This window comes from Bradyrhizobium sp. 930_D9_N1_4 (assembly GCF_052076015.1).
GTDB lineage: Bacteria > Pseudomonadota > Alphaproteobacteria > Rhizobiales > Xanthobacteraceae > Bradyrhizobium.
Map to the genome: position 1 here is coordinate 2,274,813 of NZ_CP197236.1, position 14,054 is coordinate 2,288,866.

The 14,054-nt window shown below is 64.6% G+C and carries 14 protein-coding genes; 5 read left to right on the top strand and 9 right to left on the bottom strand.

What is annotated here, in order from left to right:
* The 3 genes from AB7532_RS10595 to AB7532_RS10605 are packed head-to-tail and all read right to left on the bottom strand — an operon-like array spanning position 1 to position 2,836.
* Positions 1 to 1,323, bottom strand: a complete 1,323-nt coding sequence (locus tag AB7532_RS10595; protein ID WP_441234734.1) for an MFS transporter — start codon at positions 1,321 to 1,323, stop codon at positions 1 to 3.
* A 28-nt stretch (positions 1,324 to 1,351) separates the two neighbouring features.
* Positions 1,352 to 2,572 carry a cytochrome P450 gene (locus AB7532_RS10600; RefSeq protein ID WP_441234735.1) on the bottom strand — a complete coding sequence of 407 codons (1,221 nt, stop codon included), beginning with the start codon at positions 2,570 to 2,572 and terminating at the stop codon, positions 1,352 to 1,354.
* A gap of 54 nt (positions 2,573 to 2,626) precedes the next feature.
* Complete coding sequence (locus AB7532_RS10605) at positions 2,627 to 2,836, bottom strand: ferredoxin (protein WP_015687579.1); 210 nt, start codon at positions 2,834 to 2,836, stop codon at positions 2,627 to 2,629.
* Positions 2,837 to 2,971: 135 nt separating this feature from the next.
* Between AB7532_RS10605 and AB7532_RS10610 the strand changes: the two genes are divergently transcribed.
* Positions 2,972 to 3,619 (top strand): TetR/AcrR family transcriptional regulator, encoded by a 648-nt coding sequence (locus AB7532_RS10610; protein ID WP_441234736.1) that lies wholly within the window; start codon positions 2,972 to 2,974, stop codon positions 3,617 to 3,619.
* Here AB7532_RS10610 and AB7532_RS10615 read toward each other — a convergent pair.
* The 4 genes from AB7532_RS10615 to AB7532_RS10630 all read right to left on the bottom strand — a co-directional run bounded on the left by AB7532_RS10615 (position 3,616) and on the right by AB7532_RS10630 (position 7,669).
* Entirely contained in the window at positions 3,616 to 4,254 is a 639-nt protein-coding gene (locus AB7532_RS10615; RefSeq protein WP_441234737.1) for an aspartate/glutamate racemase family protein, read from the bottom strand. The two genes, AB7532_RS10610 and AB7532_RS10615, sit on opposite strands and share 4 nt — an antisense overlap.
* Before the next feature lie 162 nt (positions 4,255 to 4,416).
* The gene (locus tag AB7532_RS10620) at positions 4,417 to 5,430 is read right to left on the bottom strand and encodes an amino acid ABC transporter substrate-binding protein (protein ID WP_441234738.1); all 1,014 of its coding nucleotides are present in this window, start codon (positions 5,428 to 5,430) and stop codon (positions 4,417 to 4,419) included.
* Between the two features lies 1 nt (position 5,431).
* Complete coding sequence (locus tag AB7532_RS10625) at positions 5,432 to 6,793, bottom strand: aspartate aminotransferase family protein (RefSeq protein ID WP_441234739.1); 1,362 nt, start codon at positions 6,791 to 6,793, stop codon at positions 5,432 to 5,434.
* Positions 6,794 to 6,796: 3 nt separating this feature from the next.
* Positions 6,797 to 7,669 carry a MurR/RpiR family transcriptional regulator gene (locus tag AB7532_RS10630; RefSeq protein WP_441234740.1) on the bottom strand — a complete coding sequence of 291 codons (873 nt, stop codon included), beginning with the start codon at positions 7,667 to 7,669 and terminating at the stop codon, positions 6,797 to 6,799.
* Between the two features lie 88 nt (positions 7,670 to 7,757).
* Between AB7532_RS10630 and AB7532_RS10635 the strand changes: the two genes are divergently transcribed.
* The 3 genes from AB7532_RS10635 to AB7532_RS10645 all read left to right on the top strand — a co-directional run bounded on the left by AB7532_RS10635 (position 7,758) and on the right by AB7532_RS10645 (position 10,392).
* The gene (locus AB7532_RS10635; protein ID WP_441234741.1) at positions 7,758 to 8,945 is read left to right on the top strand and encodes an amino acid ABC transporter permease; all 1,188 of its coding nucleotides are present in this window, start codon (positions 7,758 to 7,760) and stop codon (positions 8,943 to 8,945) included.
* Positions 8,946 to 8,947: 2 nt separating this feature from the next.
* Complete coding sequence (locus AB7532_RS10640) at positions 8,948 to 10,057, top strand: amino acid ABC transporter permease (RefSeq protein WP_441234742.1); 1,110 nt, start codon at positions 8,948 to 8,950, stop codon at positions 10,055 to 10,057.
* Between the two features lie 122 nt (positions 10,058 to 10,179).
* A complete protein-coding gene (locus tag AB7532_RS10645) occupies positions 10,180 to 10,392 on the top strand; it encodes a hypothetical protein (RefSeq protein ID WP_441234743.1) in 213 nt (70 codons plus the stop codon).
* 99 nt (positions 10,393 to 10,491) lie between these two features.
* On the opposite strand, the gene AB7532_RS10650 is transcribed toward AB7532_RS10645, so the two are convergent.
* Both AB7532_RS10650 and AB7532_RS10655 read right to left on the bottom strand, forming a co-directional pair.
* Positions 10,492 to 11,910: an amidase gene (locus AB7532_RS10650; protein ID WP_441234744.1), complete on the bottom strand. Its 1,419-nt coding sequence runs from the start codon at positions 11,908 to 11,910 to the stop codon at positions 10,492 to 10,494.
* A gap of 53 nt (positions 11,911 to 11,963) precedes the next feature.
* Complete coding sequence (locus AB7532_RS10655) at positions 11,964 to 12,740, bottom strand: SDR family oxidoreductase (protein WP_441234745.1); 777 nt, start codon at positions 12,738 to 12,740, stop codon at positions 11,964 to 11,966.
* 157 nt (positions 12,741 to 12,897) lie between these two features.
* Here AB7532_RS10655 and AB7532_RS10660 point away from each other — a divergent pair, with 157 nt between their 5' ends.
* A complete protein-coding gene (locus AB7532_RS10660; protein WP_441234746.1) occupies positions 12,898 to 13,971 on the top strand; it encodes a tartrate dehydrogenase in 1,074 nt (357 codons plus the stop codon).
* The last annotated feature ends 83 nt before the right edge of the window (positions 13,972 to 14,054 follow it).

Sequence of the window (14,054 nt, forward strand, 5' to 3'; positions counted from 1 at the left end):
CTACTCGTGACGGTGCATCGCGGAGGCGTGCTTGGTGTCGCGCATGGTGGAATAGATGATCAGCGACAGGCAAATGACGCCGGCGAGATAATAGTAGAACCACTCTTCATGCCCGATGCTCTTGAAATAGAGCGCGATCGCCGGTGCGGTGCCGCCGAAGATCGAGACGGTGATGGCATAGGGCAGGCCCACCCCGAGCGCGCGGACATTGGTCGGGAACAGCTCGGCCTTCACCACCGCGTTGATCGAGGTGTATCCGGCGACGAACAGCCAGGCGCAGCAGATCAGGATGAACGCCATGAACGGCGATTTTGTCTCTTTCAGCGTCATCAACAGCGGCACGGTCGCGAGCGTGCCGGCGACGCCGAAGAAGATCAGCAATGGCTTGCGGCCGATCCGGTCGGAGATGGCGCCGTAGATCGGCTGGAGGATGGTCGCGAAGATCAGCGTGCCGAAGATCACGAAGGTGGTCTGGTCCTCGGTCAGTCCGACCGAGAGTTTCACGAACGTCTGCATATAGGTGGTGAAGGTGTAGAACGCCGCGGTGCCGCCGGCGGTGAGGCCGACCACCAGGAGCAGCTCGCGCGGGTAGCGCAGCAGATTGGCGAGCGAGCCGGTCGGCTTCACGACCTTCTTAGCTTCCTCGAAGGCCTCGGTCTCGTGCAGGCCACGCCGCATCACTGCGGCAAAGATCGCAAGCGCGGCGCCGATGGCGAACGGGATGCGCCAGCCCCAGGCTTTCAGCTCCTCGGGAGTCAGGAAGACCTTTTGCAGGAGCAGAAGCACGATGATCGCGGTGAGCTGGCCGCCGATCAAGGTGACGTACTGGAAGCTCGAATAAAAGCCGCGGTGCTTGGGATCGGCCACCTCGCTCAGATAGGTGGCGCTGGCGCCGTATTCGCCGCCGAGGCTCAGGCCTTCGATCATACGGGCCAGCGCCAGGATCACCGGCGCGGCAAAGCCGATCGTGGCATAGGTCGGCGTCAGCGCGATGATCAGCGAACCGAAGCACATGAACACGACCGACAGCGTCAGCGAGATGCGCCGGCCGTAATGATCCGCGATGTAGCCGAACAGCCAGCCGCCCAGTGGGCGCATCAGGAAGGTCGCCGCGAATACGACGGCGACGTTCAATTGCTGGACGACGGGGTCGCTGCCGGGGAAGAAGGCCGGGGCGAAGTAGAGCGCGAACGCCGTGTAGGCGTAGAAATCGTACCACTCGACGAGGTTGCCGATCGAGCCGATGAAAATCGCCTTGATCCGGCGCCGGGCGTCGGCGAGGTCGATGTGGTCAGAGGCCGGTTGGGTTGCTTGCTCTGTCACGTCCGGCCTCTCCGCTGCTTGGAAAGGCCTACATCGCCTTTCCGAACAGAAATGGCAACTGGCGGGGGCCTCTGACCGTGCCCTGCGACCAGGTCACCGTGCCTGCCGGATCGAGCCGGAAGTCCGGAATCCGCTTCAGCCATTCCTCCAGCGCAACCTGCATCTCCATGCGCGCCAGGTTGGAACCGACGCAGCGGTGGATGCCGAGGCCGAAGGCGGCGTGGCGGTTCTCGCGACGATCGATCACGACTTTGTCAGCGTCCGGAAACATCTTCGGATCGCGATTGGCCGCAGGGAAAGACAGCAGCACCATGTTGCCGGCCTTGACCGGGCAACCCGAAATGGTGGTTTCCTTGACCACCTCGCGCGCCATCGTCACCGGCGAATAGGCCCGCAGCAGTTCCTCCACGGCGACCGGGATCAGCCCGGGCTCCGCGATCAGGCGCGCGCGGTCGGCCGGTGTCCTCGCGAGATGCCAGAGCGAGGAGCCGATCGCGCTCCAGGTGGTGTCGATGCCGGCGATCAGGAGCAGCCGCAGCGAGCCGAGCACGTGGGACTCCTCCAGCGGCTGGCCTTCCTTGTCTTTGGCATTCATCAGATACGAGATCAGATCGTCGGTCGGCTTCGATCTGCGCTGCTCGATATGCCCCCTGAAATAAGCGCTCATCTCCTGCACGGCCTGGAGCAGCTTGCTCTCGTCCTTGATGCCGAGCTCGAGGATCATGTGGATCCAGTTGATGAAGAGATCGCTGTCGCTCTCGGGGATGCCGAGCATGTGCGCGATGGCCTGAACCGGGATGTATTTGCCGTAGCGTGCGGCGGCGTCGACCTGGCCGTCGGCGATGAAGCCGTCGATCAGCTCGTTGCAGATCGCGCGCATCCGCGGTTCCAGCTTCTTCATCGCATCCGGCGTGAAGGGCGGCAGCAACAATTGCTTGGCCGGCTTGTGCACGGGCGGATCGGAGGTGATCGGCGGCGCCGCGTTCCTGGCGACTTCGGGCCGGACGTCGCGGACAATGATGCGGCGCGAGGAGAAATGCTCGGTGTCGTTGGCAATCTCGCGCACGGCCTCATAGGTCGTCGGCATGTAGCAGCCGAGGAATCGTTCCGTGTGCACGACCGGGCTCGCGGCGCGCAGCTCCTCCCAGATCGGGAAGGGATCGTCCGTCCATTGCGGATCGGTGTGATCGAAATCGTTGACCCAGTCGGTGACGGGCGGATGGGCGGCGGGCTGGCTGACGTCGGACATCTCGGAATCCTTGGGCTTGTGTTCGCTGAAAGCACGCAAGCGGCGGAGGCCGCGCTACTCCTCGATCACATCGATCGCGATTTCCGGACAGTTGGATTTGGCAAGCCAGGCCTTGTCTTCGAGACCCGGCGGCACGATGCCGTCCCCAGCCTCATGGGCGTTGCCGTATTCGTCGAGCTCGAACAGCTCCGGCGCCAGCGCCTTGCAGCGCGCGTGGCCCTGGCATTTGTCGGGATCGACGTGAACCCTCAGTCGCTCTGTCATGCGGCTTCCTCGGTCGTATGCGCGGGCCCCGAAAGGCGGCGCGCTTTTCCTCATTTGGTTCTTAACTAAGTTATAGCCTATTACATTCGCGGCAGGCTTCCCCTGTCAAGCGCAAACTTATAGGCTCGCACCGACATGCGTTCACAACTTGCCCGTAAGCCTGCGAACACCTACCACCATGGCGATCTTCGCGACGCCCTGATCAAGGCCGCGTTGCGCGAGGCGGAGCAGGGTGGCGCTGAGGCGATCAGCATCAAGGCGCTGGCAAAACAGCTCGGTGTCTCGCAGCCGGCGCCGTATCGGCATTTCGCCGATCGTGAAGCGCTGCTAACCGCGGTGACGGCGGAGGCGTTCCGGCAGCTGAGCGCACTTCTGCGCGAGGCGATGGCAAAGCCGTCGAAGCAATCGAAACTGTCGCGGCTGGCGCAGGCGACGCTCGACTTTGGCCTGCGCCGCAACGGTGTCTACCGGCTGATGTTCGCGTCACGCACCGTGTCTTGCGCCGTCAAGGGCAGCGAGTTGCATGAAGCCACACGTGAGACGTTTGCGCTCGTGATTGAAGCGCTGGAAGCGCCCGCGGTCGGCTATTTGCGCGAGCGGCAGGCGCTGAAGATCTGGGCGGCGTTGCATGGCGTGGTGATGCTGGCCGAGCAGGGCCTGTTCACCGGCGAGGCCGCGCATGCCACGCGCGAGGAGCTGGTCGAGGATTTCGTCAACGAGACCAAGGCCGCGCTCGCGGTCGCGATCAAGGACGCGCGGCGAACGAAAAAGACCGGCGCTTAAGCATTCGCCTTCAGCAGCTTCATCAGCTTGTCGACCGCGCTATCCGGCGTCGTCACGACGGGACGGCAAGTGGCTTCCGCGACCAGCGGCGCCGTCGCCGCGATGCTGAATTGCGCGAGTGCGATGACGTCGCAATCGTGCAAATCCCTTGACGCTTCGACGATCAGCCGGTCGTGCGTGGTACGGTCGCCACGATCGAGCGCCGCCAGGGCACCCTCGGCAAGTTTCGGCACGATCTGGACGGACGCGGGAAATTCCGGCGGCATCGACGCCAGCGTCGGCGGGAACGTCGAGAGCAGGCCGATCCGCTTGCCCATCGTCACCGCCCGCTCGATCATGGCTTCGTTCGGCTTCAGCACTGGCATCGGCGCATGCGCGCGCGCGACCGCCTCGATGCAGGGGCCGAAGGCGGAGCAGGTGAACAGAATCCCGTCCGCGCCGGTCGCTGCCGCATAATCGCCGAGCGCGAGAAAGCGCTCGGTCATGGCATCGTTGAGCTTGCCATCGCGTGCCAGGTCAGCCGACAGGCTGTCGTCGAGCAGGTTCATCAGCCGCGCCTCCGGCCACGCCTGTGCGAACGCCGCCTCGATCGGGGCGATGGAATGCTTGAGGGCGTGGATGAGGGCGATGCGCATGGGCTTGGTGCTTCTTCTCCCTCTCCCCGTTCTTGCGGGGAGAGGGTTGGGGTGAGGGGCTCTATCCGCGCAAAAAGTGAAGGCTGGACGCGCGGAGACTCCCCCTCACCCGGATTGCTTCGCAATCCGACCTCTCCCCGCAAGCGGGGAGAGGTGAACTCCTTACTTGAACGGCACCGCGTACATCAAGCCGCCCTTGCTCCAGAGGCCGTTGAGGCCGCGGTCGAGCTTGAGCGGGCTCGCCTTGCCGACGTTGCGCTCGTAGATCTCGCCATAATTGCCGGTGGCCTTGATCGCCGTGACCAGCCATTTGTTGTCGAGCCCGAGGCGAGAGCCGAGATCGCCGGAGGCGCCGAGCAGCCGCTGGATCGCCGGCGTCTGCGACTTCGCCATCTCGTCGACATTGGCCTGCGTGACGCCGAGCTCCTCGGCCTCGATCAGGCCGTAATGCAGCCAGGTGATGATGTCGCTCCAGACCTCGTCGCCGTTGCGGGTGAACGGGCCGAGCGGCTCCTTGCTGATGGTCTGCGGCAGCACGACATAGTCGGCCGGGTTCGGCGCGGCGGTCGTCACCGCGCCGGCGAGCGCGGAGGCGTCCTGAGTCATGGCATCGCAGCGGCCGCCGAAGAAGGTCTGGTACATGGTGTCGACGCGGTCGAACACCAGCGGCTTCCAGTCGATGCCGTTGGCGCGGCCGTAATCGCCGAGCGTGACCTCATGCGTGGTGCCCTGCGCGACGCAGACGGTGGCGCCCTTGAGATCCTTGATCTCCTTCACGCCGAGGTCCTTCTTCACGACAAAGCCCTGGCCGTCGTAGAAGTTGACCGGCCCTTGGCGCAGGCCCAGCGTGACGCCGCGCAGATAGGTTTGGGTCGAGTTGCGGTAGAGCACGTCGATCTCGCCCGATTGCAGCGCGGTGAAGCGATTTTGCGCGGTCAATGAGACGTAACGGACCTTGCTGGCATCGCCGAGCACGCCGGCGGCGAGCGAACGGCAATAGTCGACGTCGAGGCCCTTGTAATTGCCCTGCGAGTCCGGCGCGGAGAAGCCGGCAAAACCGGCGCTGACGCCGCACACCAGCGTGCCGCGGCCCTTTACGGTGTCGAGCGTCGCTGCAGATGCAACAATCGTCGATGCTGCGAGCACGCTCGCTGCGATAACCACTTTCCTCATCATGCTAACTCTCCCCTGAGTGACTGACACTACGCAACACGTTGTCGACGGCCGTGCCGAGCTTGTCGACGATCAGGTCGATCTCCTCCGCGGAGGCGATATAGGGCGGCGCCAGCAGCACATGGTCGCCGCGGACGCCGTCCACGGTGCCGCCACCGGGATAGCAGCCGAGCCCGTTGGCGAAGGCTTCCACCTTGATCTTCTGGTTCAGCTTGAGTGCCGGATCGAACGAGGCACGTGTCGCCCGATCGGCGACGAGTTCGATCGCCCAGAACAGCCCGCGTCCCCTGATGTCGCCGACATGGCGGTGATTGCCGAAGCGCTCGGTGAGGCGTTGCTCGAGCTGTTTGCCGCGCTGCTTGATCTGCTCGAGCAGATTGTCGTCGCGGATCACGTCCTGCACCGCGAGGGCGGCCGCGCAGGCGAGGGGATGCGCCAGATAAGTGTGGCCATGCTGGAAGGCGCCTGAACCGGAGCGGATGGTGTCGATGATCTTGCCGCTCGCGAGCATCGCGCCGATCGGCTGATAGCCGCCGCCGAGTCCCTTTGCGATCGCCTGGATGTCCGGGGCGACGCCTTCCTGCTCCCAGGCGTGCGTGGTGCCGGTGCGGCCCATGCCGCACATGACCTCGTCGAGGATCAGCAGCGCGCCGTGCCTGTCGCAAATCTCGCGCATCGCTTTGAAGTAACCGTCAGGCGCCGTAACCGCGCCAGCGGTGGCGCCGACGACGGGCTCGGCGAGGAACGCCGCCACGGTGTCAGGACCAAGCCGCTGAAACTCGGCTTCGAGCTCGGCGGCCAGCCTTGCCACGAACTGCGCGTCGGATTCGCCGTCGTGCTTCTCGTGATAGGCGAAGGCCGGCGTCACATGGCTGAAGGCGTCCGAGAGCAGCGGCGCATAAGGCGCGCGGCGCCAGGCGTTGCCGCCAGCGGCGAGCGCGCCGAGCGTGTTGCCGTGATAGCTCTGCCGCCGCGCGATGAAATGCTGTCGCTGCGGCTCGTCGCGCTCGATGAAATATTGTCGCGCGAGCTTGATGCTGGCTTCGATCGCCTCCGATCCGCCGCTGACGAAATAGGCATAGGCAAGACCGCCGGGTTCGTGCCCGACCAGCCTCTCGGCCAGCGCTTCGGCCGGCTCGGAGGAGAAGAAGGCGGTGTGGGCATAGGCCAGCGTCGAGGCCTGCTTCGCCATCGCCGCGATCACGCGCGGATGCTGATGGCCGAGGCAGGAGACGGCTGCGCCGCCGGAGGCGTCGATCACGCGGCGACCGTCCTCGGCAAAGAGATAGATGCCTTCGCCACCGATCGCCTTGGGCGGCGTTTCGCGGAGCGATCGATGCAGCACGCGGCTGGTGCGAGTGCTCATGGGTCAACCTTTCTCTGAGACGTAGGTGGAGGCAGCAGTGAGCCGCGCCTCGGTATTTTCCAGACGTTTCTTCGCCGTCGTGCCGCCGAGCGAGAACGTCACCGCGGCGAGCGACTGCGCAATCGCGATGGCGCCGGTCAGGCTCGGGAAGAAGCCGGGGGAGGAGGCCGCCTCGAACAGCAATACATGGTCGGCGCCCTCGGCCATCGGTGCCGAGAGGCTGTCCGCGATCGCGATCAGCGTTGCGCCGGCGCGATGGGCGGCTTGCGCGACGCGGACGCTCGCATGTGTGTAGGGCAGGAAGCCGATGACGATGACGGCCTCGCCGGGGCGGAATGCGCCAAGATCGAGGTCGTCGGGACCGGACACGCCGACGAGCTGCACCTGCTCTGGGCGGAACAGGCGAAGCTCGTAGTTCAAGAGTTCTGCAACGCTGCGGCAGCTTCGATAGCCGGTGATCCAGATCCGTTTTGCATCGTGGAGCGCGCGGGCAGCCGCCACGATCGGGGAGGCCGAGATACGCGGAAGACCGGCGGCTTCAGCCTCGAGCTTGTCGATGACGAGGGCGACGTCGGCATTCGGGCCATGACGCCGGCTTTTGGCGCGGCCGGAGAAAGGCGATGTCGGCGACGGCCGCCGCGCTTCCGTCAGCGCTGCGCGCAACTCGTCCCAGCCGGAATAGCCGATCGCCTTGGCAAGCCGCGTGAAGGCGGCGGGATCGGCGCCGGCTTCGGCGGCGAGATCGCGCATGGAGCGGGTGGTGGCGTCGTAATCATTGGCGGCGACGAAGCGGCCGACCTCCTGCAGGCGCAGGGGAAGCGATGGCAGCGCAATGCGCAGTTCGCTCAAGGGCGAGGATTTCGCGGACTCGGCCATGAAACATTTGTTGCACGATTTTGAGATTGGTGCAACAGTTGACTTGCGCCGCCGGAAATCATTGCTTCTCGATAAGGATTTTTGTGCTGTGACCACAGACACGCCGAGACCGCCGCCGCGCCGTCGCTTCTTCGCTGCGCTCGGACCCAACGAACTGAAGGGCCTGTTCTGGCAGGTGCTTGTCGTCGGGATCGTAGTCGCGGTCATCGCCTTCCTCTGGTCCAACACCGTCACCAATCTCACGGCGCGCCGCATCACGACCGGCTTTGCCTTTCTCGGCCGCGAAGCCGGCATGCCCATTGCCGACAGCCTGCTCGCCTACAATCCGAGAGACAGCTACCTCTGGGCCTTCGTCGTTGGCGTCGCGAACACGCTGCGTGTTGCCGTGATAGGCATCGTGCTTGCGACCATCCTGGGGACGCTGATCGGCATCTCGCGACTGTCGGCGAACTGGCTGCTGTCGCGGCTCGCCGCCGTCTATGTCGAAACGCTCCGTGACATCCCGCTGCTGCTCCAGCTGCTGTTCTGGTACGTGCTGATGCAGGCGTTGCCGGCCGCGCGCGCGGCGTTCAGGCCGGTCGAGGGCGTGTTCCTCTCCAATCGCGGCTTGATCCTGCCGGCGATCCCGGTGGGCTCGCCGCAGCTTTGGGTGCTGGGAGCGGCGTTGCTCGGGCTCGCCGCGTTCCTTCTGATCCAGCGCTGGCTCGTTGCTCAGCAAATGCGGGATGGCAAGCCGCGGCCGGCCTGGCCCTTCGCGGTGGGCCTCGTCCTCGCGCTGCCGGCGGCGGTGTCTGTGGCGCTTGGTGTGTCCTGGACCATCGAATGGCCGGCGCTGCGCGGCTTCAATTTCGTCGGAGGCCTCACGCTTGCGCCGGAATATTTCGCACTGCTGCTCGCGCTCGTGACGTATACCTCCGCGTTCATCGCCGAGATCGTGCGCAGCGGTATCCAGTCGGTGCCGCGCGGCCAGTGGGATGCCGCCAACGCGCTTGGCCTGCGCCGCAGCTTCATGCTGCGGCAGATCATCCTGCCGCAGGCGCTGCGCGTCATCGTGCCGCCGATGACGAGCCAGTATCTCAATTTGACCAAGAACTCTTCGCTCGCGGTCGCGATCGGCTACCAGGATGTGGTCTCGATCGCCAACACCACGCTGAACCAGACCGGGCAGGCGATCGAGGCGATCGCGCTGATCATGGCGGTGTTTTTGACCATCAGCCTCGGCATCAGCTTCTTCATGAACTGGTACAATGCGCGCATCGCGCTGGTGGAGCGCTGAGCATGACAGCGATCACCGACATCCCGGACGCGCCGCGCGCTGCCCGCCGCCCGCAGATCGGCAATCCGGTGCTGCGCTGGCTCCGAACCAATCTGTTCTCGTCGATCCCGAACGGTATCCTCTCGGTCGTGCTGCTCGCCGTGCTCGGCAAGGGCATTTTCAGCTTCGTGCAGTGGGGCATCGCCAACGCCGTCTGGCTCACGCCCACGAATGACTCCAGCGCCTGCAAGGCGGTGCGTGGCCTTGGCGCCTGTTGGGCAATCATTCCCGAAAAATACCGCTTCGTCCTATTCGGCACCTACCCATTCGACGAGCAGTGGCGGCCGGCGCTGTCGGTGCTGCTGTTCATCGCGCTGTTCTATCTCTCCAGCCGCAGGGCCCTGTGGCGGCGCGAGCTGGCCTATCTCTGGATCGGCGCGCTGACGTTCATCAGCGTGCTGATGTGGGGCGGCGTACTCGGGCTCTCCTTCGTCTCGCAGGATCGCTGGGGCGGTCTGCCGGTGACATTGATCCTGGCGACGTTCGGTCTCGCCTTTGGTTTCCCGCTCGGCATTCTCGTTGCGCTCGGCCGGCGCTCAAAGCTGCCAGCGATTCGTTCGCTCAGCGTGCTCTATGTCGAGCTGATCCGCGGCGTGCCGCTGGTGAGCTTGCTCTTCATGGCGAGCGTGATGTTTCCGTTGTTCATGCCAAGCGGATTCAACATCGACAAGCTGCTGCGCGCGCAGGTCGCCATCATCCTGTTCGCGGGCGCTTATCTGGCCGAAGTCATCCGCGGCGGTCTCCAGGCCGTGCCGCGCGGACAGTATGAGGCGGCCGACGCGCTGGGCCTGTCCTACTGGCGCAAGCACCGGCTGATCGTCCTGCCGCAGGCGATCCGCCATGTGATCCCGCCGCTGGTGAACACCTTCATCGCGTTCTTCAAGGACACCAGCCTCGTCCTGATCATCGGCATCTTCGACTTGCTGACGACGGCGAAGACCGCAATCATCGATCCCGCCTGGCAGCAGTTCTCCGTCGAAGTCTACATCTTCGTCGCCGCGATCTACTTCGTGTTCTGCTTCGCGATGTCGCGCTACAGCCGGAGCCTCGAAGCTCACGCCGCCTCCAGATAATCCGGGAGTGCGGAACGCTTATGCCGCGCTTATAGCAGGAGCTCCGATTCAGACTGGAAATCCTACGTTGTGATATTCACCTCTTGTTTGCTGGAGGCCGTCAACAAGAGGCACGTCACATCATGATGAAGTCTGTTTTCGCCGCGTCGGCTGTGCTGGTCGCGCTTTGCTCCACCGCCAATGCTCACGAAGCCATGAAGCACTCATACATGGCTTCGCCGGCCGCCATGCAGGTATCGGAAGCGCATCCGAGTTCTTACGCCTTCGCCGCTCCAACGGATGAGGCCGGCATGGATGCGCATCAGTATCACGGCGGGCCGAAGATGAACGACTAGGATCGCCGAAGCATCTCCAATCCTCGGTCGCCCGGCAGCGCTGACGATCAGGATGCTGACACGGCGGGGGCGGCGACGCCCCCGCCGGTGCAGTTCGTATCAAGCCTTCACTTTCGGGTCGATCGGCGTCGATCCACGCAGGCCCAAAATATCCTCCAGCACCTTCGCTCCCGCGATCACCTGCGCGTCCGCGCGCGGCGCGCCGACCACCTGCACGCCGACGGGCAGGCCGGATGCGGTGAAGCCGCAAGGCAGCGACAGCGCCGGGCAGCAGGCAAGCGTGATCGCGTAGACGATACCGAGCCATTCGACGTAATTGTCGAAGCGCTTGCCCGCGCATTCGGCAACGTAGCGGTGCTCGATCGGGAACGGCGGCACGATCGTGGTCGGCACCAGCAGCAGGTCGTAGGTCTTGAAGAACTCGATCGCGCGCGCGGTCATGCCGACGCGCTGCGCTTCGGCGCGCGCGAGCTGCTCGACCGTGAGCTTGAGGCCTTCCTCGATGTTCCAGATCACCTCGGGCTTGAGCTGATCGCGCTTCGTCTTGAGCAAATTAGCCTTGGTGATCGCGAAATCGAAGGCGCGCAGCACGTGGAAGCATTCATGCGCCTCGCGCCAGTCAGGATGCGCCTCTTCGACGATGGCGCCCGCTTCCGCGAAGCGCTCTGCGGCCTTGCGGGTGATCGCTTTCACTTCGGGATCGACCGGCGTGATGCCGAGGTCCGCCGAATAGGCGATGCGCTTCGGCTTCTTGCCGGACTGCGCCGCCGACAGGAACGAGGTCGCGGGCGCCGGCAGCGACAACGGGTCGGCCGCATAGTCGCCGCTCATGGCATCCAGCAGCAGCGCGAGATCCTCGACGTTGCGCGCCATCGGGCCGAGGACGCCGAGATTGCGATCGATGGCCGATTTCGGCGTATGCGCGACGCGGCCGATGCTTGGCCGCATGCCGGCGATACCGCAAAAGGCTGCGGGGCTGCGCAAAGAGCCGCCCATGTCGGAGCCCTGAGCGAGCCAGGCCATGCCGGTGGCGAGTGCCACCGCCGCGCCGCCGGACGAGCCGGCGGCCGACTTCGACGTATCCCAGGGATTGAGCGTCGCGCCGAACACCTCGTTGAAGGTGTTGGCACCGGCACCGAATTCCGGCGTGTTGGATTTGGCGTAGACGACCGCGCCGTTGGCTTCGAGGTTCTCCACCACGATGTCGGATTTCGCGGGAATGTTGTCTTTGAAGATGGGCGAGCCCTGTGTGGTCAGCACGCCCGCAACGTCGGTCAGATCCTTGATCGGCAACGGCAGGCCCGCGAGCAGCCCGCGCGCGCCGGCCGGCTTCTGCATCAGCGCTTTGGCGCTATCCCGCGCGCGCTCGAAGCACAGTGTCGGCAGGGCGTTGACCTTGCCGTCGACCTCACCGATGCGCTTCTCCAGCGCATCCAGCAGTTCGAGCGGCGAGACGTCGCCGGAACGCAGCTTGTCGACGACGGCGCAGGCTGTTTCGCGGATCAGGTCTTGAGACAACTAGGTTACTCCTACTCTTGAAAAAGGCTACGCTCGCAATGACGCGGATAGAGTTAACCCCAACCGGCGCTGATGCCGCCATCCACCGTATAGATGACGCCCGACGTATAGCCGGCGCGATCAGACGCGAGGAACGCCATGAGGTCGCCGATCTCGCGCGCATGCGCGGGGCGGCCGAGCGGCAGGCTCTTCTGGAATTCCTTGTAGCGACTCTCGTCGCCGAACTGATGCTTTGCGCGCGTCTTGAGCAGCGTGACGTGACGATCGGTGCCAACGGGCCCGGGATTGATGCCGACCACGCGGACGTTGTCGGCGAGACTCTTGCCACCGAGCGCACGGGTGAAGGCCATCAGCGCGGCATTGCCGGCGCTGCCGCAGATATAGTTGGCGTCGAATTTTTCGCCGGCGGCACCAATGTCGTTGACGATGACGCCGCCGCCCTTGGCCTTCATCTGCGCGTAGATTTGCCGTGTCAGGTTGATGTACCCGAACACTTTCAATTCCCAGGCGTGCCGCCAGGTCGCCTCGTCGATCTTGTCAATCGAGCCGCCGGGGATGTCGCCCGCATTGTTGACAAGGATGTCGATGTCGGCGGCTTCCTTGGCGAGCCGCGCCAAATCCTCGGCCTTGCGCAGGTCGACGACGCTCGTCGCCGCATCGATCTGGTGGGCGGAGCGCAGGCGGTCCGCCAGCGCCTTGAGCTGCTCGCCGTTGCGGGCCGCAAGCAGGAGATGCGCACCTTCCTCGGCGAACGCCTCGGCGGCGGCCGCGCCAATGCCCTTGGACGCGCCTGTGATCAGGACGCGCTTGCCACGCAGATGCAGATCCATGAGGGGTACTCGCAGGAGAGGAACAAGGATCAAACCAGTAGGCGCTCGGCCGCGCCATGGTCAACATTGCAGTGCAGCGTTGCACTGCCGCCGAGTTTGGTTCATTGCAGTGCGGTCAAAAAGGCGGCGGCTGCCGGACCAACCAAGGACGTTCTCGATGAGCAAGAAGCAATACCGGATCGCGGTCATTCCCGGCGACGGCATCGGCAAGGAAGTGATGCCGGAAGGCCTGCGTGTTCTGGAGGCAGCCGCGAAGAAGCACGGCGTATCCCTGCATTTCGACCATTTCGACTTCTCGTCCTGGGAGTATTACGAGAAGCATGGCCAGATGATGCCTGATGACTGGAAGGAGAAGATCGGCAAGCACGACGCGATCTATTTCGGCGCGGTCGGCTGGCCGGCCAAAATTCCGGACCACGTCTCGCTGTGGGGCTCGCTGATCAAATTCCGCCGCGAGTTCGACCAGTACGTGAATTTGCGCCCCGTGCGGTTGATGCCCGGCGTCCCGTCGCCGCTGGCGGGCCGCAAGTCCGGTGACATCGACTTCTGGGTGGTGCGCGAAAACACCGAAGGCGAATACTCCTCCGTCGGCGGCCGCATGTTCCCGGACACCGACCGCGAGTTCGTCACGCAGCAGACGGTGATGACCCGCACCGGCGTCGATCGCATCCTCAAATTCGCCTTCGAACTCGCGCAGTCACGACCGAAGAAGCATCTGACCTCCGCGACCAAGTCCAATGGCATCTCCATCACCATGCCCTATTGGGACGAACGCGTGGAGGCGATGGCGAAGAAGTTTCCGGGTGTGAAGTGGGACAAGTACCACATCGACATTCTGACTGCGAACTTCGTGCTGCATCCGGACTGGTTCGACGTCGTGGTCGGCTCCAATTTGTTCGGCGACATCCTCTCCGATCTCGGCCCGGCCTGCACCGGCACCATCGGCATCGCGCCGTCGGGCAACATCAATCCCGAGGGCGATTTCCCCTCGGTGTTCGAGCCGGTGCACGGCTCGGCGCCCGACATTGCGGGGCAGGGCATTGCGAATCCGATCGGCGCGATCTGGTCCGGCGCGATGATGCTCGAGCACCTCGGCGAGAAGGTCGCCGGCAAATCGATCGTCGAGGCGATCGAACGCACACTGGCCGAACGCACGCTGCGGACCAAGGACCTCGGCGGCAACGCCGACACCACGGCCTGCGGCAAGGCGGTCGCGGACATGGTGGATTAGGCGGGGCGAACTGCGTAGGGCGGATTAGCCCTGCGGCCACGCGAAGCGTGGTCCGCTGGCGTAACCCACCACTGTTCGTATCC